This is a genomic window from Streptomyces sp. PH10-H1 (genome assembly GCF_030063355.1).
Lineage (GTDB): Bacteria > Actinomycetota > Actinomycetes > Streptomycetales > Streptomycetaceae > Actinacidiphila.
Genome location: NZ_JASISZ010000017.1, coordinates 70,997 through 97,388, shown reverse-complemented (window position 1 = coordinate 97,388; position 26,392 = coordinate 70,997). Strand labels below are relative to the sequence as shown.

25 protein-coding genes and 1 tRNA gene are annotated in these 26,392 nt (G+C 69.0%); 1 reads left to right on the top strand and 25 read right to left on the bottom strand.

Annotation, left to right across the window (positions count from 1 at the left end):
• Window positions 1-114: 114 nt before the first annotated feature.
• The 25 genes from QMK24_RS13795 to QMK24_RS13675 form a co-directional block, all read right to left on the bottom strand.
• On the bottom strand, window positions 115-567 hold the full coding sequence (locus QMK24_RS13795; protein ID WP_283466021.1) for a DUF2550 domain-containing protein: 453 nt from the start codon (window positions 565-567) through the stop codon (window positions 115-117).
• Between the two features lie 98 nt (window positions 568-665).
• Window positions 666-1,040, bottom strand: a complete 375-nt coding sequence (locus tag QMK24_RS13790) for a F0F1 ATP synthase subunit epsilon (RefSeq protein WP_283466019.1) — start codon at window positions 1,038-1,040, stop codon at window positions 666-668.
• Between the two features lie 166 nt (window positions 1,041-1,206).
• Entirely contained in the window at window positions 1,207-2,649 is a 1,443-nt protein-coding gene (gene atpD, locus QMK24_RS13785; RefSeq protein WP_283466011.1) for a F0F1 ATP synthase subunit beta, read from the bottom strand.
• 5 nt (window positions 2,650-2,654) lie between these two features.
• Complete coding sequence (locus tag QMK24_RS13780; RefSeq protein ID WP_283466010.1) at window positions 2,655-3,581, bottom strand: F0F1 ATP synthase subunit gamma; 927 nt, start codon at window positions 3,579-3,581, stop codon at window positions 2,655-2,657.
• A 2-nt stretch (window positions 3,582-3,583) separates the two neighbouring features.
• Entirely contained in the window at window positions 3,584-5,155 is a 1,572-nt protein-coding gene (gene atpA, locus QMK24_RS13775; protein ID WP_283466008.1) for a F0F1 ATP synthase subunit alpha, read from the bottom strand.
• Between the two features lie 123 nt (window positions 5,156-5,278).
• Window positions 5,279-6,094: a F0F1 ATP synthase subunit delta gene (locus tag QMK24_RS13770; protein WP_283466007.1), complete on the bottom strand. Its 816-nt coding sequence runs from the start codon at window positions 6,092-6,094 to the stop codon at window positions 5,279-5,281.
• On the bottom strand, window positions 6,091-6,621 hold the full coding sequence (locus QMK24_RS13765; protein ID WP_502962515.1) for a F0F1 ATP synthase subunit B: 531 nt from the start codon (window positions 6,619-6,621) through the stop codon (window positions 6,091-6,093). The genes QMK24_RS13770 and QMK24_RS13765 overlap by 4 nt, the downstream gene beginning before the upstream one ends.
• Before the next feature lie 54 nt (window positions 6,622-6,675).
• A complete protein-coding gene (locus tag QMK24_RS13760; RefSeq protein WP_283466006.1) occupies window positions 6,676-6,918 on the bottom strand; it encodes an ATP synthase subunit C-like protein in 243 nt (80 codons plus the stop codon).
• 75 nt (window positions 6,919-6,993) lie between these two features.
• Window positions 6,994-7,803 carry a F0F1 ATP synthase subunit A gene (gene atpB, locus QMK24_RS13755; RefSeq protein ID WP_283466005.1) on the bottom strand — a complete coding sequence of 270 codons (810 nt, stop codon included), beginning with the start codon at window positions 7,801-7,803 and terminating at the stop codon, window positions 6,994-6,996.
• Window positions 7,804-8,025: 222 nt separating this feature from the next.
• Complete coding sequence (locus tag QMK24_RS13750) at window positions 8,026-8,439, bottom strand: Cg1360 family ATP-synthase-associated protein (RefSeq protein ID WP_283466003.1); 414 nt, start codon at window positions 8,437-8,439, stop codon at window positions 8,026-8,028.
• Between the two features lie 262 nt (window positions 8,440-8,701).
• Complete coding sequence (locus QMK24_RS13745) at window positions 8,702-10,006, bottom strand: MraY family glycosyltransferase (protein WP_283466001.1); 1,305 nt, start codon at window positions 10,004-10,006, stop codon at window positions 8,702-8,704.
• Between the two features lie 147 nt (window positions 10,007-10,153).
• On the bottom strand, window positions 10,154-11,467 hold the full coding sequence (gene glyA, locus QMK24_RS13740; protein ID WP_283465999.1) for a serine hydroxymethyltransferase: 1,314 nt from the start codon (window positions 11,465-11,467) through the stop codon (window positions 10,154-10,156).
• Between the two features lie 93 nt (window positions 11,468-11,560).
• The gene (locus QMK24_RS13735) at window positions 11,561-12,199 is read right to left on the bottom strand and encodes an arsenate reductase/protein-tyrosine-phosphatase family protein (protein ID WP_283465997.1); all 639 of its coding nucleotides are present in this window, start codon (window positions 12,197-12,199) and stop codon (window positions 11,561-11,563) included.
• The gene (locus QMK24_RS13730) at window positions 12,196-12,843 is read right to left on the bottom strand and encodes an L-threonylcarbamoyladenylate synthase (protein ID WP_283465995.1); all 648 of its coding nucleotides are present in this window, start codon (window positions 12,841-12,843) and stop codon (window positions 12,196-12,198) included. Before QMK24_RS13730 ends, QMK24_RS13735 begins: the two co-directional genes overlap by 4 nt.
• A gap of 127 nt (window positions 12,844-12,970) precedes the next feature.
• Entirely contained in the window at window positions 12,971-13,816 is an 846-nt protein-coding gene (prmC, locus tag QMK24_RS13725; protein ID WP_283465993.1) for a peptide chain release factor N(5)-glutamine methyltransferase, read from the bottom strand.
• A gap of 56 nt (window positions 13,817-13,872) precedes the next feature.
• Complete coding sequence (gene prfA / locus QMK24_RS13720; RefSeq protein WP_283465991.1) at window positions 13,873-14,961, bottom strand: peptide chain release factor 1; 1,089 nt, start codon at window positions 14,959-14,961, stop codon at window positions 13,873-13,875.
• A 108-nt stretch (window positions 14,962-15,069) separates the two neighbouring features.
• Entirely contained in the window at window positions 15,070-15,297 is a 228-nt protein-coding gene (rpmE, locus tag QMK24_RS13715; RefSeq protein ID WP_138355974.1) for a 50S ribosomal protein L31, read from the bottom strand.
• A 191-nt stretch (window positions 15,298-15,488) separates the two neighbouring features.
• Window positions 15,489-16,613 carry an LCP family protein gene (locus tag QMK24_RS13710; RefSeq protein WP_283465986.1) on the bottom strand — a complete coding sequence of 375 codons (1,125 nt, stop codon included), beginning with the start codon at window positions 16,611-16,613 and terminating at the stop codon, window positions 15,489-15,491.
• Between the two features lie 216 nt (window positions 16,614-16,829).
• Window positions 16,830-18,950 carry a transcription termination factor Rho gene (gene rho, locus QMK24_RS13705; RefSeq protein WP_283465985.1) on the bottom strand — a complete coding sequence of 707 codons (2,121 nt, stop codon included), beginning with the start codon at window positions 18,948-18,950 and terminating at the stop codon, window positions 16,830-16,832.
• Window positions 18,951-19,325: 375 nt separating this feature from the next.
• Window positions 19,326-20,249 carry a homoserine kinase gene (gene thrB, locus QMK24_RS13700; RefSeq protein WP_283465984.1) on the bottom strand — a complete coding sequence of 308 codons (924 nt, stop codon included), beginning with the start codon at window positions 20,247-20,249 and terminating at the stop codon, window positions 19,326-19,328.
• A 252-nt stretch (window positions 20,250-20,501) separates the two neighbouring features.
• Window positions 20,502-21,593: a threonine synthase gene (gene thrC / locus QMK24_RS13695; RefSeq protein ID WP_283465982.1), complete on the bottom strand. Its 1,092-nt coding sequence runs from the start codon at window positions 21,591-21,593 to the stop codon at window positions 20,502-20,504.
• Window positions 21,594-21,599: 6 nt separating this feature from the next.
• Complete coding sequence (locus tag QMK24_RS13690) at window positions 21,600-22,892, bottom strand: homoserine dehydrogenase (protein WP_283465981.1); 1,293 nt, start codon at window positions 22,890-22,892, stop codon at window positions 21,600-21,602.
• A 112-nt stretch (window positions 22,893-23,004) separates the two neighbouring features.
• Window positions 23,005-24,396, bottom strand: a complete 1,392-nt coding sequence (gene lysA / locus QMK24_RS13685) for a diaminopimelate decarboxylase (RefSeq protein ID WP_283465979.1) — start codon at window positions 24,394-24,396, stop codon at window positions 23,005-23,007.
• 14 nt (window positions 24,397-24,410) lie between these two features.
• The gene (gene nrtL, locus QMK24_RS13680) at window positions 24,411-25,418 is read right to left on the bottom strand and encodes an ArgS-related anticodon-binding protein NrtL (RefSeq protein WP_283465977.1); all 1,008 of its coding nucleotides are present in this window, start codon (window positions 25,416-25,418) and stop codon (window positions 24,411-24,413) included.
• A 192-nt stretch (window positions 25,419-25,610) separates the two neighbouring features.
• Window positions 25,611-26,054, bottom strand: coding sequence for a response regulator (locus QMK24_RS13675; protein ID WP_283466045.1), 444 nt, complete (start codon window positions 26,052-26,054; stop codon window positions 25,611-25,613).
• A gap of 231 nt (window positions 26,055-26,285) precedes the next feature.
• Here QMK24_RS13675 and QMK24_RS13670 point away from each other — a divergent pair.
• A tRNA-Arg gene (locus QMK24_RS13670) sits at window positions 26,286-26,357 on the top strand.
• Window positions 26,358-26,392: the final 35 nt, after the last annotated feature.

Sequence of the window (26,392 nt, the reverse complement as noted above, 5' to 3'; positions counted from 1 at the left end):
GGCTGTGGAACCCCCCCCCCCGGCGCCCGAGGGCTACGAAGTCAAGGGTTACGCCACGTTGACACGCCCCCAGACTCCGTCCGGGGTGCCCCCTTCCAGCGAGGCACCTCTTATTCAGGCCACATTGACACGCTGCCCGGGCGGCGCCGCTTCCAGCCAGGCCAGGAAGCCGGTGAGGGCGTCCTCGCTCATCGCCAGCTCCAGCCGGGTGCCCCGGTGGGCGCAGAGCAGCACAGTCGCGTCGGACAGCAGCGCGAGCTCCTCCTGGCCCTGCGGGGGCCGGCGGCTCAGCACCTCGATCGCGGGACGGTCCAGCAGCCGGCGCGGCCGGGGCGAGTAGGAGAAGACCCGGAACCATTCGACGCGGTCACCGCTGTAGCGGGCCACGCCGTACACCCAGCCCTTGCCGGTGGACTCGGCCTCTTCCCCGTCGGCCGGGGCCGGTCGCAGGCTGCAGTCGAAGGTGCCGCCCGGCCGCTGGAGCAGCCGCCGGCGGAGCCCGAAGACGAACAGCCCCAGCAGCGCCACCGCTACAATCCCGCCGCACACCTGAAAAGCGAGGATCACGCCCACCGACCTCCTCGCTTAGAAATGGCTGCTTGCCCCTACTGTGCCGGAGCCGCGGACCGCCCCATGGGCTGTCCGCGGCATCCAGGTCTATCTGCTCAGCGACCGCTCGCCACGGCGGCCAGCCGGACCTCGGCGCGCCGTTCGGCGGCTGCGTCGGTGTCGGCCTGGGAACGCTCCAGGGCCCGCTCGGCACGCGCGACATCGATCTCGTCGGCGAGCTCCGCGATCTCGGCGAGCACCGAGAGCTTGTTGTCGGAGAAGGAGAGGAATCCACCATGTACGGCGGCGACCACGGTGCCACCGTCACTCGTGCGGATCGTGACAGGACCGGACAGCAGCACACCAAGCAGCGGCTGGTGGCCCGGCATGACACCGATATCACCCGACGGGGTGCGCGCGATGACCATGGTGGCTTCGCCGGACCAGACACTGCGGTCCGCGGCGACCAGCTCGACGTGCAGCTCAGCCAAGACGGCTCCTCGGGTCGGCACCCACCGCTTCCGGCGGGTGTTGGGTCAAAGAATAGTGGAGGTTTCCCCGGCGTTACCGCCAAGGACCCGCTCCCGCGGGTGCGCAGGGGGTGAATCGGTGCCGTCGTACCGCACCGTCCACCCCCCGCGCGATGTGCCGCCGGGCTCAGCTGACGCCGAGCTCCTTGGCGTTGCGCACCAGGTCCTCGATACCGCCGCACATGAAGAACGCCTGCTCGGGGAAGTGGTCGTAATCACCATTGGCGATGGCGTTGAACGCGGTGATCGACTCGTCGAGCGAGACGTCGGACCCGTCCACACCGGTGAACTGCTTCGCCACGTGGGTGTTCTGCGACAGGAAGCGCTCGATCCGACGGGCACGGAAGACGGTGAGCTTGTCCTCCTCACCCAGCTCGTCGATGCCGAGGATCGCGATGATGTCCTGGAGGTCCTTGTACTTCTGCAGGATGCCCTTGACGCGCATGGCGCAGTCGTAGTGGTCCTGCGCGATGTAGCGCGGGTCCAGGATCCGGGACGTCGAGTCCAGCGGGTCGACCGCCGGGTAGATGCCCTTCTCCGAGATCGGACGCGACAGAACGGTCGTCGCGTCCAGGTGGGCGAAGGTCGTCGCCGGAGCCGGGTCGGTCAGGTCGTCCGCCGGCACGTAGATCGCCTGCATCGAGGTGATCGAGTGACCGCGGGTCGAGGTGATGCGCTCCTGCAGGATGCCCATCTCGTCCGCCAGGTTCGGCTGGTAACCCACCGCGGACGGCATACGGCCGAGCAGGGTGGACACCTCGGAACCGGCCTGGGTGTACCGGAAGATGTTGTCGATGAAGAAGAGCACGTCCTGGCCCTGAACATCGCGGAAGTACTCCGCCATGGTCAGACCGGCGAGCGCGACACGGAGACGGGTGCCCGGGGGCTCGTCCATCTGGCCGAAGACCAGCGCGGTCTTGTCGATGACGCCGGACTCGGTCATCTCCTCGATGAGGTCGTTGCCCTCACGGGTACGCTCACCGACGCCCGCGAACACCGACACACCGTCGTGGTTGTTGGCGACGCGGTAGATCATTTCCTGGATCAGCACGGTCTTGCCGACACCGGCACCACCGAACAGACCGATCTTGCCGCCCTTGACGTACGGGGTCAGCAGGTCGATGACCTTGACGCCGGTCTCGAACATCTCGGTCTTGGACTCGAGCTGGTCGAAGGCCGGGGCCTTGCGGTGGATCGGCCAGCGCTCCGTGATCTCGACCGTGGACGGGTCCACGTTCAGGATCTCGCCAAGGGTGTTGAAGACCTTGCCCTTGGTGACGTCACCGACGGGAACGGTGATGCCCGAGCCCGTGTTGGTGACCGGGGCCTGGCGGACCAGACCGTCGGTGGGCTGCATCGAGATGGTGCGGACCAGGCCGTCACCCAGGTGCTGGGCGACTTCCAGGGTCAGCGTCTTGATCTTGCCGTCCTCGGCCGGGTCGGCCACCTCGACGTGCAGAGCGTTGTAGATCTCCGGCATCGCGTCGACGGGGAATTCCACGTCGACGACCGGGCCGATGACCCGAGCGACGCGGCCGGTAGCCGTGGCCGTTTCAACAGTGGTGGTCATAGTGGTTAGTCACTCCCCGCGTTCGCGTCGGCGAGGGCACTGGAGCCACCGACGATCTCGCTGATTTCCTGGGTGATTTCGGCCTGTCGGGCCGCGTTGGCAAGCCGGGAGAGGCTCTTGACGAGATCCCCGGCGTTGTCGGTCGCCGACTTCATCGCGCGGCGGCGGGCAGCGTGCTCGGAAGCGGCCGCCTGCAGCAGTGCGTTGTAGATCCGGCTCTCGACGTACCGCGGCAGCAGGGCGTCCAGGACGCCTTCCGCCGACGGCTCGAAGTCGTACAGCGGCAGGATTTCTCCCTTGGCGTGCGACTCCTCCTGCGACTCCTGTGCCTGCGGGTCGAGGCTGAGCGGCAGCAGCCGCTTCTCCACCGGCGCCTGCACCATCATCGAGACGAACTCGGTGAAGACGATGTGCAGCTCGTCCACGCCGCCCTCGGCCGTGTCCCGCAGGACCGACGCGATGAGCGGAGCGGCGACGGTCTTGGCGTCCCCGTAGCCCGGCTGGTCGGTGAAGCCCTGCCAGGACTCCACGACCGTGCGCTCACGGAAGCCGTAGTAGGCGACTCCCTTGCGCCCGATGATGTACGAGTCGACCTCTTTGCCCTCCGAGCGAAGCCGCTCGGTGAGCTTGTCCGCCGCCTTGATCGCGTTGGAGGAGTACCCGCCGGCCAGACCGCGGTCGCTCGTGATGAGCAGGACCGCGGCCCGGGCCGGGGACTCGACCTCGGTGGTCAGGGGGTGCTTGGTGTTGGAGCCCGTGGCGACCGCGGTCACCGCGCGGGTGAGCTCGGTCGCGTACGGACCCGATGCCGCCACCTGACGCTGCGCCTTGACGATGCGCGAGGCGGCGATCATCTCCATCGCCTTGGTGATCTTCTTGGTCGCGGATACCGACTTGATGCGACGCTTGTAGACCCTGAGCTGGGCTCCCATGCTCAGCCCTCACCCAGGAGCTTGCCGTCCGACGTCTCAAACTGCAGCTTGAAGGTGGCAACGGACTCGGCGAGGGCCTGCAGCGTGTCGTCGGACATCTTGGCGCCCTCGACGATGCTGTTCATCAGGCCCTTGTGCTCGCGGCCCATGTAGTCGAGAAGCTCCCGCTCGAAACGGCGGATGTCCTCGACCGGGACATCGTCCATCTTGCCGGTGGTGCCGGCCCAGATGGAGACGACCTGGTCCTCGACCGAGTACGGCGCGTACTGGCCCTGCTTGAGCAGCTCGACCATGCGCTTGCCGCGCTCCAGCTGGTTCTTCGACGCCGCGTCCAGGTCGGAACCGAAGGCGGCGAACGCCTCCAGCTCGCGGTACTGGGCGAGGTCCACACGCAGTCGGCCGGAGACCTGCCTCATGGCCTTGTGCTGTGCGGAGCCACCGACACGGGAGACCGAGATACCGACGTTCAGCGCCGGGCGCTGGCCCGCGTTGAACAGGTCGGACTCCAGGAAGCACTGGCCGTCGGTGATGGAGATGACGTTGGTCGGAATGAACGCCGACACGTCGTTCGCCTTGGTCTCGACGATCGGCAGACCGGTCATCGAACCCGCACCCATGGCGTCCGAGAGCTTCGCACAGCGCTCGAGCAGACGGGAGTGCAAGTAGAAGACGTCACCCGGGTACGCCTCGCGGCCCGGCGGGCGGCGGAGCAGCAGGGAGACGGCGCGGTAGGCGTCGGCCTGCTTCGACAGGTCGTCGAAGACGATCAGGACGTGCTTGCCCTGGTACATCCAGTGCTGGCCGATGGCCGAACCGGTGTACGGGGCGAGGTACTTGAAGCCGGCCGGGTCGGACGCCGGAGCCGCGACGATCGTCGTGTACTCGAGAGCGCCCGCCTCCTCCAGCGCACCGCGAACCGACGCGATGGTGGAGCCCTTCTGGCCGATGGCGACGTAGATGCAGCGAACCTGCTTCTTCGGGTCACCGGAACGCCAGTTGTCACGCTGGTTGATGATTGTGTCGACAGCCAGGGCGGTCTTGCCCGTCTGGCGGTCGCCGATGATCAGCTGACGCTGACCGCGGCCGATCGGCACCATCGCGTCGACGGCCTTGAGGCCGGTCTGCATCGGCTCGTGCACCGACTTACGGACCATGACGCCGGGAGCCTGCAGCTCCAGGGCGCGACGGCCGTCCGTCTCGATCTCGCCGAGGCCGTCGATCGGGTTGCCGAGCGGGTCGACGACCCGGCCCAGGTAGCCCTCGCCGACAGCGACCGACAGGACCTCTCCGGTGCGGCGCACCGGCTGTCCCTCTTCGATACCGCTGAACTCGCCGAGGACGATCGCACCGATCTCGCGCTCTTCGAGGTTCAGGGCGAGACCGAGGGTCCCGTCCTCGAACTTCAGCAGTTCGTTCGCCATGGCCGAGGGAAGACCCTCGACCTTCGCGATGCCGTCACCGGCCTCGCTGACCGTGCCGACCTCCTCGCGCGAGGCGGCGTCCGGCTTGTACGACTGGACAAAGGTCTCCAGCGCGTCCCGGATCTCCTCCGGCCGGATCGTGAGCTCCGCCATCTGGGTTCCCTGCTCTCCTTGTTGGGCCCGAAGTTTCTTGCGGGTGCCTGGGGGTCGTCCCCCGGCAGGCACCGCGCTACGGCCCAACTCGGGCCGCGGTCATGCTCTTGAGTTGGTGGCTGGTCAGCCGGCCATCCGCCGCGACGCCTCTTCGAGGCGGTCGGCGATGGTGCCGTTGATGACCTCGTCGCCGATGCGCACCGTGACTCCGCCGAGGACCTCGGGGTCCACGTCGAGGTTGAGGTGCACCTGCCGGCCGTACAGCTTGGCCAGCGTGGCGCCGAGGCGCTGCTTCTGCTGGTCGGTCAGCGGAACCGCCGACACCACTACCGCGACCATCCGGTTACGGCGAGTGGCGGCCAGCCTGGACAGGGCTTCGAGCCCTGCTTCCAGGCTACGTCCCCGCGGGTGGGTCACAAGCCGTGCGACCAGCCGCTCGGTGACCGGGTCGACCCGGCCGTCCAGCAGCGTGCGCAGCAGCCCGGCCTTCGCGGTGGTCGTGGCGACCTTGTCGGTCAGTGCGGCCCGCAGTTCGCTGCTGCCGGAGACGATCCGGCCGAAGCGGAACAGCTCGTCCTCGACATCGTCGAGAGCGCCGGTGCGCTGGGCTGCGACCAGATCGGCGGCGTAGGAAAGCTCCTCCACCGCGTCGGTCAGGTCACGCGACCGGGACCAGCGGGAGCGGACCATGCCCGACACGAGGTCGAGGGTCTCTCCGCCGATCTGGCCGCCGAGCAGCTGCTCGGCAAGCCCCGCCTTGGCCTCACCGGACTTCGCCGGGTCGGTCAGGGCGCGCCGCAGCGATCCCTCGCGGTCGAGCAGCCCCGTGACGGCGGCCAGCTCTTCCCCGAGCTTCGCCGCGTCGACGGACGTGTCGTCCGTCAGCGCGTCGAGTCGCTCGCGTGCGGCGGCCAGTGCCTCGCGGCTCGCGCCGTTCATCGCGTGGCCTCGGCCTTCTCCTCGAGCTCGTCGAGGAAGCGGTCGATGGTGCGGCTCTGCCGGGCGCTGTCCTCGAGGGACTCACCGACGAGCTTGCCGGCCAGGTCCGTGGCGAGCTTGCCCACGTCCTGACGCAGTGCCTGCGCGGCTGCCTTGCGGTCGGCCGCGATCTGAGCGTGGCCGGCAGCGACGATGTCCTCGCGCTGCCGCTGACCCTCTGCGCGCATCTCGGCGATGAGCGCGGCACCCTGCTCCTGCGCCTCCTGGCGCAGTCGCGCGGCTTCGTGCCGGGCCTCGGAGAGCTGCTCACGGTACTGCTCGAGCGTCTGCTGCGCCTCAGCCTGGGTGGCCTCGGCCTTCTCCATGCCGCCTTCGATGGCCTCGCGGCGCTCGTCCAGAACCTTGTTGATGTTCGGGAGGAGCTTCTTGGCGAGGAAGCCGAAGACGATGGCAAAGGCGATCAGGCCGATGATGAGCTCGGGGATCGGCGGAATGAGGGGGTTTTCCGCCTTCGCGGCCGCCGCCATCTGTGCCAGGGCGATCACATCAGTGCCTTCCGTCGAATGGGGCTGGTGCCGTAATCAGCTGGTCGGGTAGACGAACGGCATGACCAGACCGATGAGGGCGAGCGCCTCACAGAAGGCGAAGCCGAGGATCTGGTTGGCGCGGATCAGGCCGGCAGCCTCAGGCTGACGAGCGAGGGCCTGGGTGCCGTTACCGAAGATGATGCCGACGCCGACGCCGGGGCCGATGGCCGCGAGGCCATAACCGATCGAGCCGAGGTTGCCCAGGATCTGCGTAGCGGCGAGGTTCACAGCGGACATGCTGTTTCTTCCTTCTCTTTCACGGACCGGTGGGGGTTGGCCACCGGACGACTTTTGGTCGGTAGGGCGGAATGCTCAGTGGTGCTCGGCGAGCGCGCCCTGTACATAGGTGGCGGCCAGCAGCACGAACACGTACGCCTGGACAGCCTGGATGAAGAGTTCGAAGGCGGTCATCACGATCGTCAGCACGAACGAGACACCTGCGTAGGCGATACCGATTCCGTTCAGCAGGTACCAGCTGGCGATGGTGAACATCAGCAGCAGCAGGTGACCGGCGAACATGTTGGCGAAGAGCCGGACCGCGTGGGTGAACGGCCGCACGATCACGTTCGAGAGGAACTCGAGGAACATGACCAGCGGCAGAACCGGGCCGAGCGACTTGTCGTAACCGGAGACGTTCTTCAGGCCGCCGACGAAGCCGTGCTTCTTGAAGGTCAGCGTCATCCATGTGACGTAGACGATCAGGGCGAGCGCGGCCGGGAAGGCGATGATCGAGGTCACGGGGAACTGCGCGACCGGGATGATCGACCAGATGTTCATGATCCAGACCATGAAGAACAGCGAGACCATCAGCGGGACGTACTTCTCGCCCTGCTTCTTGCCGAGCGTCTCGTAGACGATCCCGCGGCGGACGAAGTCATAGCCCGCCTCGCCGACCATCTGCAGCTTGCCCGGGAGCACCTTCGGCTTGTTGAAGGCCGCCCAGAAGAAGCCGACGATGACGACGGTGCTCAGAAACGCGAGCAGCATCGGCTTGTTGAAGTCATGACCGCCGACCGTGAAGATCGGGTCGAACATGAAGGAGTGCAGGCCGGGGGCCGGGAAGCCGCACCCGGCAAAGATGTGGCAGTTCGTCTCGGAGGCGAGAACCTGGTCAGCACTCACCGCGAGCTCCTTCAGCGTGGCGCATGGGTACGGCAACCTCGATGTGTCGGCGCGGCGTGCAGCCACGGAACGGCACTGGACTGGTCTGGCAGAAATGGGGGCGGCTCATCGGCTTCACGCCGAGAGACTGTGCGGGCAGCTCCGCTGCCCGCGCCAGTTGTGCCGCAGTTGAGACCGGACGATAGCAAATGAGCGGGGACGTCTTTACACCGGCCCTACGGTTCACGACGCTGACCCGGCGGAGTCGGGCTCGACATACAGGATCTTCGCCTTCATATGGGCTCGGGCCTGTGCGGCGATCCAGGTCAGAGTGGCGCCGAGAAGCGAGAAGGCGAAGGCCCGCGGGTTGAACAGTTCGGTGTTCTTGAACACCGCGAGGATCACCGCGAGCAGCAGGATCTGCGTCGTGTACAGCGCGAGCCCCATCATCTGGAACAGCGACGGGTACGACTTCGCGATGCGCTGCAGGACCAGCAGACCCATCGACATGAACGTGATCACCACGAACGCGCCGAAGGCGGCGCCGAGCGCTCCCTTGCCACCGGCGACCGCACTGCTGACAACGACGGCGATGACACCGGCGGCGGCAGTGGGGACGGCGCAGTTGAGGAAGGTTCGGACGTCGTTGGACTGCATGGTGGCAGCTCCTCCGGCGGGGAGTTGGGGGAAAACGGCTGATCGTCGGAGACGAGCGTAGACCCGGACCGAGGACGTGCCTCACGCCGGAAGACCGTTGCTCTAGGGTCTTTCGGCTTGTCTCCCGGGTTTCGTGAACGGTATCACAAAGTATTTGATCCGGTCTTTACCTTGTTCGTGTGCTGCCTGTCACACGGAAGGAGTACGTGGCGTGTCGTATCGCGTACGTCCAACTCGCCCTCTGATAAAGGCAGCCCGCCCGTTACCTGCGGCTGTCGACCGGGCGCCGGTCGGGGAGCAGGGAGCGGTCGCCGATGGCCGTCGCGCCATTGACGCCGGCGGCGCGGCCCGAGCGCAGCGTCTGCTCGGCGATGAGCTGTCCTGCCTCCATCGCGCGGCGCCTGCGGCGGTAGCGGGGCGGCACGAACGACTCGGCCCAGCGCGGTGCGCGCGGCCGGAAGCGCGGCAGCAGCAGCACGACCAGGCCGGCCGCGCTGAGCACGACGATGACCAGGACGATCCACAGGCTGGACGAGTTGAGCGAGAAGGCGACCGCGCCGAACGCGATCAGCGCCGACCAGAAGTACATGATCAGTACGGCCCGGCTGTGCGAGTGCCCGATCTCCAGCAGCCGGTGGTGCAGATGGCCGCGGTCGGCGGCGAACGGCGACTGCCCGTTCCAGGTGCGGCGCACGATCGCCAGTACCAGGTCGGCGGCCGGGATCGCGATCAGGGTGAGCGGCAGCAGCAGCGGCATGTAGACCGGCACCATGAAGTGCACGGTCTCCCGCGTCGATCCCGTCATGTCGGTGATGGCGTCGGGATCCACCTGGCCGGTGATGGAGATCGCGGACGAGGCGAGGACCAGCCCGATCAGCATCGAGCCGGAGTCGCCCATGAAGATCCGGGCGGGGTGGAGGTTGTGCGGGAGGAAGCCCAGGCACATGCCGATGAGGATCGCGCTGAACAGCGTCGCGGGGGCGGCCGCCTCGACGCCGTAGCCGTACCACATGCGGTAGGAGTACATGAAGAACGCGATGGCGGCGATGGCGACCATGCCGGAGGCGAGGCCGTCCAGGCCGTCCACGAAATTGACCGCGTTGATGGTGATGACGACCAGCGCGACGGTGAGCAGCGTGGACTGGATCGGCGACAGTGAGACAGTGCCCACACCGGGGACCGGCAGCCACAGGATCGTCAGCCCCTGCAGCACCATGACGCCCGCGGCGATCATCTGAGCGCCGAGCTTGATCAGGGCGTCCACGCCCCACTTGTCGTCCAGCACGCCCAGCAGCCAGATCAGGCCCGCTCCGGAGAGCAGCGCCCGCGGCTCGTTGGACAGCTCGAAGACGCTCCCCAGGTTCAGCAGATGGGACGAGACCAGCAGACCCGCGCACAGGCCGCCGAACATCGCGATTCCGCCGAGCCTCGGCGTGGGCTCCCGGTGCACGTCCCGCTCGCGGATCTCCGGCATGGCGCCGGCCGCGATGGCGAACTTACGCACCGGCCCCGTCAGCAGATACGTGACGGCGGCAGTCACGCAAAGGGTCAGCAGATACTCGCGCACAGAGCCGCCTCCGGCAGGGTCGGCCGGACGAAGCGGTGCTTCATGGGCGTCGGGCAGGTCCTCACAGCGTCACACCTTAGTGGCGTCCTACTCCCAGCTGCGAACATCTGCGAAGACTCACAGGAGCCGGCCGTGGTTCCAGGGTACTCAACCTGACGGTCGCTCCGGGTAAGGAGGGAAGCCTCCGACGAGTTCCGCGACCTCGGAGGCGAGCCCCGGTTCCTCGCGCAGCGCACGGGCCATCAAGGGCGCGACCTGCGACATCTCCGGCTCCGACATGCCCTGGGTGGTCACCGCGGCGGTGCCGATGCGGATGCCGGACCCGATGTCGGACGGCTGCGGATCGTACGGGAGCGCGTATTTGTCGACGACGATTCCGGCGGCGGCGCAGCGGCCCCTGGCCTGTACGCCGGTCGCACCCAGCGGAGTGACATCGGCGGTGATCAGGTGGGTGTCGGTGCCGCCGGTGGTGATCAGCAGCCCTTCGGCGGCGAGCGCGTCGGCCAGCACCCGGGCATTGGCGACGACCTGGTGGGCGTAGCTGGCGAAGGCCGGGGTCGCGGCCTCCGCGAAGGCCGCCGCCTTCGCCGCGATGGAGTGCAGGTGGGGGCCGCCCTGGGAGAACGGGAAGACGGCCCGGTCGATGCGCTGGGCGAGGTCCGCACCGCACAGGATCAGCCCGCCACGCGGACCGCGGAGCACCTTGTGGGTGGTCGCGCACACCACATCCGCGTACGGCACCGGGCTGGGCGCCGCGCCGCCCGCGACCAGGCCCAGGGTGTGCGCGGCGTCCACGATCAGATAGGCCTCGACCTCGTCGGCGATCTCCCGGAAGGCCCGGTAGTCGATGTGCCGGGGATAGGCGATGCCGCCGCAGACGATCGCCTTGGGGCGGTGCTCCCGGGCCAGCGCCCGTACCTGGTCGTAGTCGATGAATCCGCCCCCGTCGGCGGAGGCAGGCGCGGTCACGCCGTAGCCGACGAAGCGGAACCAGCGGCCGGAGAAATTGGACTGCGAGCCGTGGGTGAGGTGGCCGCCGTGCGGCAGCGCCATCGCGAGCACCGTGTCCCCGGGGACCAGCAGCGCCGCGTACGCGGCCAGCACGGCGGAGGACCCGGAGTAGGGCTGGACGTTCGCGTGCTCGGCGCCGAAGAGGCCGGTGGCCCGCTCCACCGCCAGCCGTTCCGCCACATCGACGAGCTCGCAGCCGGAGTGGTGGCGGCGGCCCGGATAGCCCTCGGCGTACTTGTTCGCCAGCGGCGAGCCGAGCGCGGAGAGGACGGCGGACGAGATGAAGTTCTCCCCCGCGATCAGCTGCAGGGTGGTGCTCTGCCGCTCCAGCTCGGCCAGCAGCGCCCCCGCCAGTTCGGGGTCCTGCCTCCGCAGCGCGTCAAAATCCGGGCGCCACGTCTGGGCGGCGGGCCGCAGCGAGGTCTGTGAGGTGATTCCGGCGACCGGCATAGCAGGACTCCCGCAGGAGGATCGGGTCTGTGTAGCCCAACTGTAGGGGCGCTGCTGCCGCGGCGCCTGGTGAGAGAGCGAATCAGGCCGCCGTCAGCGCGGGGTCGGCGTACGGATCCCGGTCAGGGCCGTGACGACCGGGTCGAGGGAGCCCTGGATCTCCTCGCCGATGCTGCGGAAGAAGCCGATCGGGGCGCCGTAGGGGTCGTAGACCTCGTCGGCCTCCGCGCTCGGGGCCAGCAGCCAGCCGCGCAGCGCGGCGGCGGCCCGGACCAGGGCGCGGGCGCGCTCGGTCACGCTGCCCTCAGGGAGGGTCGCGGGATCTATGGCCCGCACCAGCCGGGTGAACTCCTTCAGGGTGAAGGTGCGCAGCCCCGCGGCGTGCCCCATCGAGATGACCTGGGCGCGGTGGTCGCGGGTCGCGGTGAGCACCAGGTCGGCGTCGATGACGTGGTCGTCGAGCAGCTCACGGCCGATGAAACCGGTCGCGTCGGCGCCGTACTCGGTCAGTACGGCGGCGGCGTGCGCCTCCATGGGGGCGCCTTCGTGGCCCCAGGTGCCGGCGGACTCGACGAGGATGCCGGCGGCTCCGTCGCCGAGGCGCAGCGTCAGCGCATGACGGGTCAGCCGCTCGGCGATCGGCGAGCGGCAGACATTGCCGGTGCAGACGTGGAGGATGCGGAAGCGGTCATCGCGCTGACCCGGTATGCCACGCCTTTCGGGCGCGGTCAATTGCGCTCCTCCAGGTCGGGTACGACCTCTCGGAGCTGGTCGGCGCTGATCGCGCCGGCCCGCAGCAGGACCGGGATCTTGCCGGTCACGTCGACGATCGACGACGGAACGGTGGCCGGCGTCGGCCCGCCGTCCAGGTACACCGCTACGGAATCGCCGAGCATCTCCTGCGCGGCGTCACAGTCCTCGGGAGAGCGGTGACCGCTCAGGTTGGCGCTGGAAACGGCCAGCGGCCCGGTGGCGGTCAGCAACTCGATCGCGACGGGGTGCAGCGGCATCCGGACGGCGACGGTGCCCCGGGTGTCACCGAGGTCCCAGTTGAGGGACGGCTGGTGCCTGGCGACGAGGGTGAGCGCACCGGGCCAGAAGGCGTCGACGAGCTCCCAGGCCCGCTCGGAGAAGTCGGTGACCAGGCCGTGCAGCGTGTTCGGGGAGCCGATCAGCACCGGCGAGGGCATATTGCGGCCCCGGCCCTTGGCCTCCAGCAGATCGCTGACGGCCTGGGCGTCGAACGCGTCCGCGCCGATGCCGTACAGGGTGTCGGTGGGCAGCACGACGAGCTCACCGCGCTTGATGGCGGACGTCGCCTCACGCAGTCCGGCGGCGCGGTCGGTCGCGTCCGAGCAGTCGTAACGCCGTGCCATTAGCTGACCTCCAGGCTGTGCGCCGCCGCTGCGGCACCGTCCGTGCTGTTGACCCGCGTCATCATGGCGTCGCCCTGCGAGCGGTAGTGCTGCTTTCGTCCGGGGGACGACCCCCGTACCCCCGGCATCATGGCGTTGCCTTGCGAGCGGTAGTGAAGCGGGGCCGGTTGTTCAGGTCGGGGTGGTCGGCGGCGTCGGCCCAGCCGGCGTCCTCCTTGAAGATCCACGGAACCTGACCGCCCTGGGAGTCCGCGTGCTCGATCACGACGACGCCGCCAGGCCGGAGCAGCCGGTGTGCCGTGCGCTCGATTCCGCGGATGGTGTCGAGGCCGTCCTCGCCCGAGAAGAGTGCCAATTCGGGGTCGTGGTCACGAGCCTCGGGCGCCACATATTCCCACTCCGTGAGCGGGATGTACGGCGGATTGCTGATGACGAGGTCGACCTGGCCGTTCAGCTCGGGAAACGCGGTGAGCGCGTCGCCGTGCTCCAGCTGGACCTTGCTGCCCTCGATGTTCTTGCGGGCCCACTCCAGAGCCGCTTCCGACAGCTCCACGGCGTGCACACGCGAGCGCGGCACCTCCTGGGCCAGCGCCAGCGCGATCGCCCCGGAGCCCGTACACAGGTCGACGATCAGCGGTTCGGCCACATCCATGGCCCGTACGGCGTCTATCGCCCAGCCCACCACGGACTCGGTCTCGGGACGCGGGACGAAGACGCCGGGTCCGACCTGCAGCTCCAGATACCGGAAGAAGGCGCGTCCGGTGATGTGCTGGAGCGGCTCACGGGCCTCGCGGCGTGCGACGGCCTCCCAGTAGCGGGCGTCGAAGTCGGAGTCGGCGACCGAGTGCAGCTCGCCGCGCTTGACGCCGTGCACGTACGCGGCCAGTTCCTCCGCGTCGAAACGCGGGGACGGCACGCCGGCGTCGGCCAGCCGCTGGGCGGCCTGCGCCACCTCGGCGAGCAGCACGTTCACTGATTGCCCTCCTGTTAGCTCACGCGGTGGCCGGACAGCTTGTGCTTCGACCGGTTTTAGCCGGCGTCGCCGGCCGCGGCCAGTTTGGCGGCGGAGTCGGCATCGACACACGCCTGGATCATCGCGTCGAGGTCCCCGTCGAGGACCTGGTCCAAGTTGTACGCCTTGAAGCCCACGCGGTGGTCCGAGATGCGGTTCTCGGGGTAGTTGTACGTACGGATCCGCTCGGAGCGGTCCACCGTGCGGACCTGGCTGCGCCGGGCGTCGGACGCCTCCTGATCGGCCTCCTCCTGCGCGGCGGCCAGCAGCCTGGAACGCAGGATACGCATCGCCGACTCCTTGTTCTGGAGCTGGCTCTTCTCGTTCTGGCAGGACACCACCAGGCCGGAGGGCAGGTGGGTGATGCGCACCGCGGAGTCGGTGGTGTTGACCGACTGGCCGCCGGGGCCCGACGAGCGGTAGACGTCGATCCGCAGATCGTTCGGACCGATCTCGACCTCGACCTCCTCGGCCTCGGGCGTGACCAGCACGCCGGCAGCCGAGGTGTGGATCCGGCCCTGCGACTCGGTGGCGGGCACCCGCTGCACGCGGTGCACGCCGCCCTCGTACTTCATCCGCGCCCAGACGCCCTGGCCGGGCTCGGTGGCACCGTTGCCGCCCTTGGTCTTCACCGCGACCTGGACGTCCTTGTAACCGCCGAGGTCGGACTCGTTGGCCTCGATGATCTCGGTCTTCCAGCCGACGCGCTCGGCGTACCGCAGATACATCCGCAGCAGGTCGCCGGCGAACAGCGCGGACTCCTCGCCGCCCTCCCCGGCCTTGACCTCGAGGATGACGTCCTTCTCGTCGTGCGGGTCACGCGGTACGAGCAGCAGCCGCAGCTTCTCGGTCAGCTCGTTGCGCTGCTTGTCCAGCACCTTGAGCTCGGCCGCGAAGTCCGGATCGTCCTGGGCGAACTCGCGCGCGGTCTCGACGTCCTCGCCGGTCCGCTTCCAGGAGCGGTAGGTGCCGATGATGGGCGTCAGCTCGGCGTAGCGCTTGTTGAGCTTGCGGGCATTGGCCTGATCCGCGTGCACCGCGGGATCGGCGAGCCGCTTCTCGAGGTCGGCGTGCTCGCCGATCAGTTCCTCGACTGCCTCGAACATCTGCTGTGCCTCTCCTGGACAACCCTGGACTGCTACCGGTACCGGACGACAAAGCGCCGGTCCGGTCCCCGAAAGGTCGGGAGACCGAGAACCGGCGCTTTCGGGTCGCTACTTCTGGGCGGACCCGGCGGCCTTCTTGCCGAAGCGGGCCTCGAAGCGGGCCACGCGGCCACCGGTGTCGAGGATCTTCTGCTTGCCCGTGTAGAACGGGTGGCACGCGGAGCAGACGTCGGCGCGAATCACGCCGCTCTTCTCGGTGCTGCGGGTCGTGAACGACGCGCCACAGGTGCAGGTGACCTGGGTCTCGACGTACTCGGGGTGGATTTCGCGCTTCAAGGGATGCTCCTAGATTCGGGAGGGCGCCGGGTCGTGCAGCGGGTTTGCGTCACGTGAACCGGGGCCAGCGGTCCAGTCTGCCAGGACCGGCCGCATCTCCCAAAACGAGAGGCGGCCCGGTTTCATTCCCGGCGGCCGCGAGCGGCCCGGAAAAGGCCGGGAATCCGCTCCGGCACCGGCCGGGGACCGGTTCAGGAACCGCTTCCGACGACGCCCTTGGCGGTGACCTCGTCGCCCGCCGAGCCCTTGGTCGCACCGGCCGGGATCGGCAATCCGGCCTTGAGCGCCTGCCAGACCAGGGCGGCCTGCTGGTCCAGCGGCTCGACCCGGTTCGGGTCGCTCTTGGCGTACTGGACGGGCAGCGTGACCATGTTGATGTTGCTGGAGCTGAGGCCCTTGAGGCTTCCGGCGAGGCTCATGAGGCCCTTGACCGACGCCAGCTGCGAGTCGGTGGTGATGGCCTTGGTGGCCTTGTCGGCGACCTTGTAGAGCTGGGTGGGGCTCGACAGCACGCCGAGGCCGTTCACGCGGTCCATGAGCGCCTTCATGAACGCCTGCTGCAGCTGTATTCGGCCGAGGTCGCTGCCGTCGGCAACACCGTGCCGGGTACGGACCAGGCCGAGCGACTGCTCGCCGTTGAGGGTGTGGGTGCCGGCCGCCAGGTCCAGGTGGCTGGATTTGTCGTGTATCGCCTTGGTGGTGGTCACGGGGACCCCGCCCAGGGCGTCGATCAGGCCCTTGAAGCCGGTGAAGTCGACCTCGACGTAGTGATCCATCCGGATACCGGTCATGGACTCGACGGTCTTGACCGCGCACGCCGGGCCACCGACCGAGTACGACTCGTTGAACATCACCTTGCGCGCCTCGGGCGAGGTGCCGCCGCCGGGCTTGGCGCACTCCGGGCGGGTGATCAGGGTGTCGCGCGGGATGCTCACCACGCTGGCCTTCTTGTGGCCCTGGTAGAGGTGCACGATCATCGCGGTGTCGGAGCGGGCGCTGCCCTCGTCCGTGCCGTACTGGTTGTTCTTGCCGGCGCGGGAGTCGGAGCCGAGGACCAGAATGTCCTGCGAGCCGTTGTCGACCTCCGGGGGGCGGTCGTTGCCCAGCGCGGCCTGGATGTCCACGCTCTTGATGTTCCCGTTGAACTTGAAGTAGAGATAGCCGGCCCCCGCGCTGCCCAGCACGACCAGTCCTGCGACGGCCCAGACGGCTATTCGCAGCATCCGGCGGCGCGGAGTCGTCCCGCGGCGGCGGCCGGACGCGCGCGCCGCGCGCCGACCGTTCGTCCCGTGCGTATCGCTCGTATCGTCCGCCATGGCTCCTCAGTCCTTGTCCGTCGGTCTCCGGCTACCCCCAGCTGTGGCGCTCAGGCGTGGCGTGTCTCAAATGTCAGACGGTGAATCGTCCGACCTGGTTCCTGCCGAGTGTGCACGCCGAACATGAGAACGGGCTCTCAGGTGCCCCTTCCGGGGTGCCCGAGAGCCCATTCCCTCGTTTCCTGCGACGCTTCTGTGACGAAGCTCTCGGACCCGTCAGTCGTTGCTGTTACCGGGGGTCGTCTTCGCGATCTGCATCAGGAACTCAGCGTTCGACTTCGTCTGCTTCATCTTGTCCAGAAGCAGCTCGATCGCCTGCTGGGAGTCCAGCGCGTGCAGCACCCGGCGGAGCTTCCAGACGATCGCGAGCTCGTCGCGGTCGAGCAGGATCTCTTCCTTACGGGTACCGGACGGGTCGACGTCCACCGCGGGGAAGATGCGCTTGTCGGCGAGCTTGCGGTCGAGCTTGAGCTCCATGTTGCCGGTGCCCTTGAACTCCTCGAAGATCACCTCGTCCATGCGCGAGCCAGTCTCGACCAGCGCGGTGGCCAGGATGGTCAGCGAGCCGCCGTCCTCGATGTTGCGCGCCGCACCGAAGAAGCGCTTCGGCGGGTAGAGCGCGGTCGAGTCGACACCACCGGACAGGATGCGGCCGGAGGCCGGTGCCGCGAGGTTGTACGCGCGGCCCAGGCGGGTGATCGAGTCCAGCAGGACGACCACGTCGTGACCCAGCTCGACGAGACGCTTGGCGCGCTCGATGGCCAGCTCGGCGACGGTGGTGTGGTCCTCGGCCGGGCGGTCGAAGGTCGAGGAGATGACCTCGCCCTTCACCGACCGCTGCATGTCGGTGACCTCTTCCGGACGCTCGTCGACCAGGACGACCATCAGGTGGCACTCGGGGTTGTTGACGGTGATCGCGTTGGCGATAGCCTGCATGATCATGGTCTTACCGGTCTTCGGCGGGGCCACGATCAGGCCACGCTGGCCCTTGCCGATCGGCGCGACCAGGTCGATGATCCGGGTCATCAGCACACCCGGGTCGGTCTCCAGGCGGAGCCGGTCCTGCGGGTACAGCGGGGTCAGCTTCTGGAACTCGGGGCGGCCACGGCCGGAGTCGGCCGCCATGCCGTTCGCCGAGTCCAGCCGCACCAGCGCGTTGAACTTCTCGCGGCGCTCGCCGTCCTTGGGCTGCCGGACGGCGCCCGTGACGTGGTCACCCTTGCGCAGGCCGTTCTTGCGGACCTGGGCGAGCGAGACGTAGACATCGTTCGGACCCGGGAGGTAGCCGGAGGTCCTGATGAACGCGTAGTTGTCGAGGATGTCCAAAATGCCCGCGACGGGGATCAGGACGTCATCGTCGTTGACCGTCGGCTCGTTGCCGAACTGCTGCTGCTCCTCGCGGCGGTTGCTGCCCCGGCCGCGGCGGTCGCGGTAACGGCCACGACGGCGGCCGCGGCCATCGCCGAACTCGTCGTCGTCCTGCGTGTTCTGACCCTGGCTCTGGCTCTGGCCGCCTTGGCTCTGGCCGCCCTGGCCCTGGCTCTGGCCCTGACCCTGGCTCTGGCCCTGGCCCTGGCTCTGACCCTGCGGGTTCTGGCCCTGGCCACCGCCCTGGCCGCCACCCTGGTTGCCGCCGCGGTTCTGGCGGTTGCCACCCTCCGTGCCGGCGCCGGCGCCGGCGGTACCGCTCTCGTCGCCGCGGTTGTTGCGGCGCTCGCGCTGCCGCTCCTGCCGCTCGCGGCGGTCGTTCTGCCGGTCACCACGCTGGCCGCGCTGCCGGTCCTGGCGGTCCTCGCCGGACGCGGACTTGTTGGCGTCGGCCGCGGGCTTGCCCTCGACGACGTCGGCCACGGCCTCGGCACGCTCGTTGGCGCGCTCGTTCTTGACAGCCTTGGGCTGCTCACCGGCGGGCTGGCCGGGAATTTCGATCTGCTTCGCCTCGGACGGCGCGGCGGCGGCCGGAGCCGCGACCGCGGGCTCGGTGCTCTCCACCGTGCGGGCCCGGGAGGTCACCCGGCGCTTCGGCTTCTCGACAACTGCCTCGGCCGTGGCCGTGGCCGTCTGGGCGACCGCGGCGGCCTTGGGAGCACTGGTCGCAGCGCCCTTACCGGACTGCGTCTCCTTGATCGTCTCGATCAGCTGGCTCTTGCGCATCCGCGCGGTGCCCTTGATACCGAGACCGGAGGCAAGCTGCTGCAGCTCTGCCAGGACCATGCCGTCGAGGCCGGTCCCCGACCGGCGGCGCTTGGGGGCAGCACCGGTGGCAGGCGCGGCAGCGGCGTCCGGAGCGGGCGCGGCGTCTGCACGCACGCCCATCAGATCGGTGGTGTCGCTCACGAAGGGTCCTTCCCTGGAGCGGACGTCGGCCTGTCTGGCTCGGCGACCGGTTGTGCTGTCCGGATCTGGGCGTTTCCGCTGCTCAGAGCCGGGGCGATGGTCCGCCTGATGGCGGCAGAAAGACATACATGGTTCCGGCGCGAAGGGCTTGAAGGAGATAATTCGCGCCGACTCCGGAGCGTGCTCGACACTGCTTAGGCAGGATGCTCAGGCAGTGTGGGAGGCTCCCGGAAGAGTGGCGGTCCCCAGAAGGGACACAGATCACTTCTGCGTGCACTTCGGCACCATTCATATGCATGGGCCGTCGAGTGCAGGCTTGAGATTAACACTACCGGATCCAACAAACATTCCCCCTCTCTCCAACCGGCAATCGTGTCACTGCCCCACTGCCAGGGGCAGCACACACGCCCCTGCCGCGTCGAGGGCCAGACGGTTCGCCGCCCATCCCTCGCCCGCGAGCCGGGAGACTTTGTCGGCGGCCCCTTCCTCGGTGAACGCGAGGACCGTCGGTCCCGCTCCCGAGATGACAGAAGGGACGCCTTCAGCGCGCAGCCGGTTCACCAGAGCCACACTTTCGGGCATCGCGGGAGCGCGGTAGTCCTGGTGCAGCCGGTCCTCGGTGGCGGGCAGCAGCAGCTCGGGGCGGCGGGTGAGCGCCTCCACCAGCAGCGCGGCACGGCCCGCGTTGACCGCGGCGTCCACATGCGGGACGGTACGCGGCAGGAGTCCGCGGGCGATCTCGGTCAGCACCGGCTTGGCCGGGACGAAGACCACCGGGACGACGGAGGGGGCCGGATCCATCCGGATCGCGCGCGCGGCGCCGGATTCGGTCCAGGCGAGGGTGAAGCCGCCGAGCAGACAGGCGGCGACGTTGTCGGGATGGCCCTCGATCTCGGTGGCCAGTTCCAGCAGCGCGGCGTCGTCGAGCCGCTCCGGTCCGCCTATGGTCACCGCGCGGGCGGCCATGATCCCCGCGCAGATCGCGGCGGACGAGGAGCCCAGGCCGCGGCCGTGCGGGATGCGGTTGGCGCAGACCACTTCGAGGCCGCGCGGCTGACCGCCGAGCAGGTCGAAGGCGGTACGCATGGAGCGCACGACCAGATGCTTCTCGTCACGGGCCAGATTCTCTGCTCCCTCGCCCGCGATGTCGACATGCAGCCCGGAATCGGCGACCCGGACCACGACATCGTCGTACAACCCCAGAGCCAGGCCGAAGGCGTCAAAGCCGGGGCCGAGGTTGGCGCTGGTCGCGGGGACGCGCACTCGGACAGCGGCGGCGCGGAACGCGGGACCGGCCATCGTTCGACGATTCTCCTTGTGCTGGTGCTTGTTCTTGTGCAGAAGTACGGTTCTGCCCCGAAATGCCGAGCATCGGCGTGTACGGCGGGGCTGGGTGTACGACGGGGCGGCAATGCCTGTGGCATGAGCCGGATCAGCACACTGCGGCGCCGGTGGGGTCCAGCCTATCGAAGGAAGGTTCTGCTGCGACATAGGGCGCACGAACAGCGCGTGATGCGTGTCGCGAGCTTCTTCGTGCGCCCCCGCGCTGTGTCAGACCAGTCCGAGCTTCTCGGCGGCCGCGTCGGCGTCCACCGCGACGGTGACCGGCTGGGGTGCCCCGGCGACCGCCCAGTCCGGATCCTTGAGCCCGTTGCCCGTCACCGTGCAGACGATCCGCTGGCCCGGGTCGACCTTGCCCTCTTCGAGGGCTTTGAGCAGACCCGCGACGGAGGCGGCCGAGGCGGGCTCCACGAAGACGCCCTCCTTGGCGGCCAACAGCCGGTAGGCGGAAAGGATCTGACGATCGGTCACCGCTTCGATCAGACCGCCGGATTCGTCCCGCGCCTCCTCGGCGAACTGCCAGGAGGCCGGATTGCCGATCCGGATCGCGGTCGCGATGGTCTGCGGGTTGCGCACCGGAGCGCCGTTGACGATCGGTGCCGAACCGGCCGCCTGGAAGCCCCACATGCGCGGCTTGCGGGTCGAGATGCCGTCGGCGGCGTACTCGCGATAGCCCCTCCAGTACGCGGTGATGTTGCCCGCGTTGCCCACCGGAAGAAGGTGAATGTCGGGCGCGTCGCCGAGCGCGTCGACAATCTCGAACGCCGCGGTCTTCTGGCCCTCGATCCGTACCGGATTGACCGAATTGACCAGCGCCACCGGGTACTTCTCCGACAATCTGCGAGCCAGGTCGAGGCAGTCGTCGAAGTTGCCGTCGACCTGCAGGATCTTCGCGCCGTGGATCAGCGCCTGGCCCATCTTGCCGAGCGCGATCTTGCCCTGCGGCACGAGGACGGCGCAGACCATTCCGGCGCGCACCGCGTAGGCGGCCGCCGAGGCGGAGGTGTTGCCGGTGGAGGCGCAGATGACGGCCTTGGCACCTTCCTCCTTGGCCCGGGTGATGGCCATGGTCATCCCGCGGTCCTTGAAGGAGCCGGTGGGGTTGGCGCCCTCGACCTTGAGGAACACGTCGCAGCCGGTCAGCTCGGAGAGCAGCTGGGCGGGAACGAGCGGGGTGCCACCCTCCAGGAGCGTGACGACCGGGGAGTCCGCGGAGACCGGCAGCCGGCTCCGGTACTCCTCGATGATGCCGCGCCACTGGTGGGTGCCGGACATTCGGGGGTGGTCAGTGACTGCGTTCATAGTGGGTTACTCCCCTTCCACGCGCATGATGCTGGCGACGCCGCGTACGGTGTCGAGCTTCCGCAGTGCTCCGACGGTCGCCGACAGAGCGGCGTCGGGCGCACGGTGAGTGACGACGACGAGGGACGCTTCGCCGTCCTTGCCCTGCTGGCGGACCGTGTCGATCGACACGTCGTGCTCCGCGAAAACAGTGGCGACCTGGGCGAGAACGCCCGGTTTGTCCGCAACGTCAAGGCTGATGTGGTAGCGGGTGACCACATCGCCCATCGGGCTCACCGGCAGTTGCGTGTACGCGGACTCGCCGGCGCCTGTGGTGCCTGCCAGCTTGTTGCGGCAGGCGGCCACCAGGTCGCCGAGTACGGCGGAGGCGGTGGGTGCGCCGCCCGCGCCGGGACCGTAGAACATGAGCTGACCAGCGGCCTCCGCCTCGACGAAGACCGCGTTGTACGCCTCACGGACGCTCGCCAGCGGATGGCTGAGCGGGATCATCGCCGGGTGGACCCGGGCAGTGACGGACTTGCCGTCGGCGGTGCGCTCGCAGATGGCCAGGAGCTTGACCGTGCAGCCCATCCGCTTGGCGGACGCGATATCGGCGGCCGTGACCTCGGTGAGGCCCTCGCGGTACACATCATCCATGGTCACACGGGTGTGGAAGGCGATCCCGGCCAGGATCGCGGCCTTCGCGGCGGCGTCGAAACCCTCGACGTCGGCGGTCGGGTCGGCCTCGGCGTAGCCGAGCGCGGTGGCCTCGTCGAGCGCCTCGGAATAGCCCGCGCCACTGGAGTCCATCTTGTCGAGGATGAAGTTCGTGGTGCCGTTCACGATGCCCATCACGCGGTTGATCTTGTCGCCGGCCAGCGACTCGCGCAGCGGGCGGATCAGCGGGATGGCACCGGCCACGGCGGCCTCGTAGTAGAGGTCGACCTTGTGCTTGAGGGCGGCGGCGTGCAGTGTCGCGCCGTCCGCGGCGAGCAGCGCCTTGTTGGCGCTGACCACGGACGCACCGTGCTCGAAGGCGGTGGTGATGAGGGTGCGGACCGGCTCGATGCCGCCGATCACCTCGATGACGACATCGATGTCGCCACGTTTGACCAGGGCGGTGGCGTCGGTGGTGAGCAGCTCGGCGGGCACGCCTTCGCGCACCCGGTTCGGGCGGCGCACCGCGATTCCGGCGAGCTCGACAGGGGCTCCGATCCGCGCGGCGAGATCGGCGCCCTGCGTCGTCATGATGCGCGTCACCTCTGAGCCGACCACACCACAGCCCAGCAGCGCCACCTTCAGCGGACGCGTACGCATCATCCGACCTCGTTTCTCACAGCTCTCGGGGTGGGACCAGTCTCACGCACCGGACGCGAGAATCCATCTCCTGTCCGGTGTGTGAGACCAGTCCCGATATTTTTGAGATTTCACGTCAGCCGACGTCAAGACGCAGGAGATCGTCCTCCGTCTCACGACGCACGATCACCCGCGCCTCGCCATCATTCACGGCCACCACGGGCGGCCGCAGCGCGTGGTTGTAATTGCTGGCCATGGAACGGCAGTACGCCCCGGTCGCCGGAACCGCGATCAGGTCGCCGGCCGCGAGGTCGGCGGGCAGGAACGCGTCCTTGACGACGATGTCGCCGGACTCGCAGTGCTTGCCGACCACCCGCGCCAGCATCGGCTCGGCCGTGGAGGTCCTGGAGACCAGGGCGACGCTGTACTCGGCGTCGTACAGCGCGGTGCGGATGTTGTCGGACATCCCGCCGTCCACGCTCACATACGTCCGCAGGCCCTCCAGCGGCTTCACCGTACCCACCTCGTAGAGGGTGAACGCGGTCGGGCCGACGATCGCCCGGCCCGGCTCCACCGACAGCCGCGGAACACCCAGCTCCGACGACTCGCACTCGCGGGTCACGATCTCCCGCAGCGCCCTGGCGATGTCGTGCGGCTCGGCCGGGTCGTCCTCCGAGGTGTACGCGATGCCGAGACCGCCGCCCAGGTCGATCTCCGGCAGCTCCACACCGTGCTCGTCGCGGACCTCGGCGAGCAGCGACACCACCCGGCGCGCGGCGACCTCGAAGCCGGCCATGTCGAAGATCTGCGAGCCGATGTGCGAGTGGATGCCGACCAGCTCGAGCGCCTCGAGCTTCAGGACCCGGCGCACCGCCTCGGCCGCCTGCCCGCCCGCGAGCGCCAGACCGAACTTCTGGTCCTCGTGGGCCGTCGCGATGAACTCATGGGTGTGCGCCTCGACACCGACCGTCACCCGGATCTGCACGCGCTGGCGCTTCCCGAGCCGCTCGGCGACGTGCGCGACCCGCACGATCTCCTGGAACGAGTCCAGGACGATCCGCCCGACACCCACCTCGACGGCGCGCTCGATCTCCGCCAGCGACTTGTTGTTGCCGTGCAGCGCGATGCGGTCGGCCGGCATCCCCGCCGACAGCGCCACCGCCAGCTCCCCGGCGGAACATACGTCGAGGTTGAGGCCCTCCTCGTACAGCCAGCGCACCACCGCACGGGACAGGAACGCCTTCCCCGCGTAGAACACGTCCGCTCCGGTGCCGAAGGCGTCCCGCCACGCGTGGCAGCGGGCCCGGAAGTCGGCCTCGTCGAGGAAGTAGGCGGGCGTGCCGAACTCCTCGGCGAGCGCACGGACGTCCAGACCTCCGACCGTTGCCGCGCCGTCGGCGTTGCGGGTGACCGTACGGGCCCACACACGCGGGTCGAGGACGTTCAGGTCGGCGGGGGGCGCGGTGTAGTGCCCCTCGTGAAGGACATCGGCGTAGCGGGGCCCGGCGATGTGGGCTGATCGACTCACTGGACTCTGTCTCCTCAGAGGTGTTCTGGCGCGCTGATGCCGAGCAGGTGCAGGCCGCCTGCGAGCACGGTGCCGGTCGCTTCGGCGAGCGACAGCCGGACACGGTGGGCGGCCAATGGTTTCTCGTCGCCGCTCGGCAGCGGCGGGCACTCGTCGTGAAAGCGAAGGAACGCGTCCGCGAGCCGCTCCAGGTGGCGGGCGACCCGATCGGGGGCGCGGTGCCGGGCGGCGGTCTCTACGACACGGGGGTAGTCGGCGATGAGGCCGAGCAGGTCCGTCTCGGCGGGATGGTGAAACGTACCGTCCGAAGCGTCCGTGGAGGGTTCGATGCCCAGATCGTGGGCGTTGCGGAGCAGCGCTCTGCTGCGGGAGTGGGCGTACCGGACCCGGAAGAGCGGATTGCTGGCGCGCTGTGCGAGCAGGACCGCAGGGTCCAGGGACGGCGTGTCGTCGGCCGGGGGGCGCAGCATCGCCCAGCGAGCCGCGTCACAGCCGAGGCGCTCGCGAAGCTCGCCCTCGGTCGCGCCGGCCGCCCGGACGACCACTCTTTCGGGTACACCGCCGGCCGACCCCGGCTGCGCGCCGCAGGCCCGCAGCAGCCGTTCCAGCGCCTGGGCGGTGACGGTCGCGCGCGGCTCGCCGTCATGGACCGGGGTCACATACGTGCCGGCCAGCGCGTCGCCGTGACCGTAGTCCGCTCCCCGCTCCAGCACCCGGCGGACCACGTCGCCGCAGGCCGCCGCCTCGAGCGTGATGTTCAGGAATCCGGGGCCCGCGATCACCACCTGCGCGATGCCGGGTGTCGCCGCCAGCCGCTTGCGCAGGATCTCCGCGACCTGCCGCGGCGGGCACCCCGCGGCGCCCGCGAGCTGCAGCGCGACATTCGTCGCGTAGTCGCCGCACCCGGGGCGCGGCGGGCGCTGCACGCTGATCCGGTCCGGCACCGTCACCCGCAGCTCATCGGCCGCGACGGCACGGCGAACCGTGCTCAGCACAGCACGGGAGAGCTCGGCGGGGGTCACATGCAAAGGGTAGGCGAGGAGAGGGGTACGTACGCGACCGGGTTGAGGCCCGGCTCCACTCGTGCGCGAGGGGCGGGGAGGTCGTGCGGGGCGTTTCGGTGGGCCCGGAGTGTCCGGGTTCCCGGCGTTTCTCCATCCGTATCCGCATAGGTCAGCCCCAGCCCAGCCTCAGCCGATACGCAAACGTCAGCCTCAGCCGCTGCCGGGGGCCGCTGCCGCCTGATCCTCCGCCGGTGCCCCGGCGGCCGGCTCGCCACCCGGTGTGCCCGGTCGGCCATACGCCAACCGCCGCACCATCTGCACGAGATCGGCGGGCTCGAACGGCTTCCCCAGGAACGCGTCCACCCCGGCCGCCACGCCGCGCTCGGCCTCAAGCTGGGTGCACGCGCTGACGATCGCGATCCGTATGTCCCGGGTCCGTATGTCGGACCGCAGCCGCGCGGCCGTACGCGGCCCGTCGAGCCGCGGCATCACCACATCGAGAGTGATCACATCGGGGCGCACCCGGTGCACGATGTCGAGGCATTCGGCACCATCAGCCGCGGTCACGACCTCGAAGCCCTCCAGCTCGAGATTGACCCTGATCAGCTGCCGGATGACCTTGTTGTCGTCGACGACAAGCACCCGGCCGGACATGCCCGGCACATCTCGAAGAGTAGGCGCGGCCATCGCGATCCGTCCGCGTTTTGCCCACTTCTTCCCCGTGAGAGGGAGGTTTCCACACCCACCCCCGACCACCCCACCCCATGCGCTGAAGACGCCCCCCACCTCCCCCGCGCACCCGACACCACCACCCCAAAACCCTGTACCCAGGCACCATGCACAAGCTGGTAGGGTTTCACCCGTCACCGCCACAGCGGATGACACGCCCCCGTAGCTCAGGGGATAGAGCGTCGGCCTCCGGAGCCGGATGCGCAGGTTCGAATCCTGCCGGGGGCACCTTGCAAGAGGTGTCCGAAGACCCCGTCACCAGC

Bases quoted from the DNA above. Each gene is read 5' to 3' on its own strand.
- atpD (WP_283466011.1), bottom strand. From the start codon at position 2,649: ATGACCACCACTGTTGAAACGGCCACGGCTACCGGCCGCGTCGCTCGG.
- QMK24_RS13780 (WP_283466010.1), bottom strand. From the start codon at position 3,581: ATGGGAGCCCAGCTCAGGGTCTACAAGCGTCGCATCAAGTCGGTATCC.
- atpA (WP_283466008.1), bottom strand. From the start codon at position 5,155: ATGGCGGAGCTCACGATCCGGCCGGAGGAGATCCGGGACGCGCTGGAG.
- QMK24_RS13770 (WP_283466007.1), bottom strand. From the start codon at position 6,094: ATGAACGGCGCGAGCCGCGAGGCACTGGCCGCCGCACGCGAGCGACTC.
- QMK24_RS13765 (WP_502962515.1), bottom strand. From the start codon at position 6,621: ATGGCGGCGGCCGCGAAGGCGGAAAACCCCCTCATTCCGCCGATCCCC.
- QMK24_RS13760 (WP_283466006.1), bottom strand. From the start codon at position 6,918: ATGTCCGCTGTGAACCTCGCCGCTACGCAGATCCTGGGCAACCTCGGC.
- QMK24_RS13750 (WP_283466003.1), bottom strand. From the start codon at position 8,439: ATGCAGTCCAACGACGTCCGAACCTTCCTCAACTGCGCCGTCCCCACT.
- glyA (WP_283465999.1), bottom strand. From the start codon at position 11,467: ATGCCGGTCGCCGGAATCACCTCACAGACCTCGCTGCGGCCCGCCGCC.
- QMK24_RS13730 (WP_283465995.1), bottom strand. From the start codon at position 12,843: ATGGCACGGCGTTACGACTGCTCGGACGCGACCGACCGCGCCGCCGGA.
- prfA (WP_283465991.1), bottom strand. From the start codon at position 14,961: ATGTTCGAGGCAGTCGAGGAACTGATCGGCGAGCACGCCGACCTCGAG.
- QMK24_RS13710 (WP_283465986.1), bottom strand. From the start codon at position 16,613: ATGGCGGACGATACGAGCGATACGCACGGGACGAACGGTCGGCGCGCG.
- thrB (WP_283465984.1), bottom strand. From the start codon at position 20,249: ATGGCCGGTCCCGCGTTCCGCGCCGCCGCTGTCCGAGTGCGCGTCCCC.
- thrC (WP_283465982.1), bottom strand. From the start codon at position 21,593: ATGAACGCAGTCACTGACCACCCCCGAATGTCCGGCACCCACCAGTGG.
- QMK24_RS13690 (WP_283465981.1), bottom strand. From the start codon at position 22,892: ATGATGCGTACGCGTCCGCTGAAGGTGGCGCTGCTGGGCTGTGGTGTG.
- QMK24_RS13675 (WP_283466045.1), bottom strand. From the start codon at position 26,054: ATGTCCGGCCGGGTGCTTGTCGTCGACGACAACAAGGTCATCCGGCAG.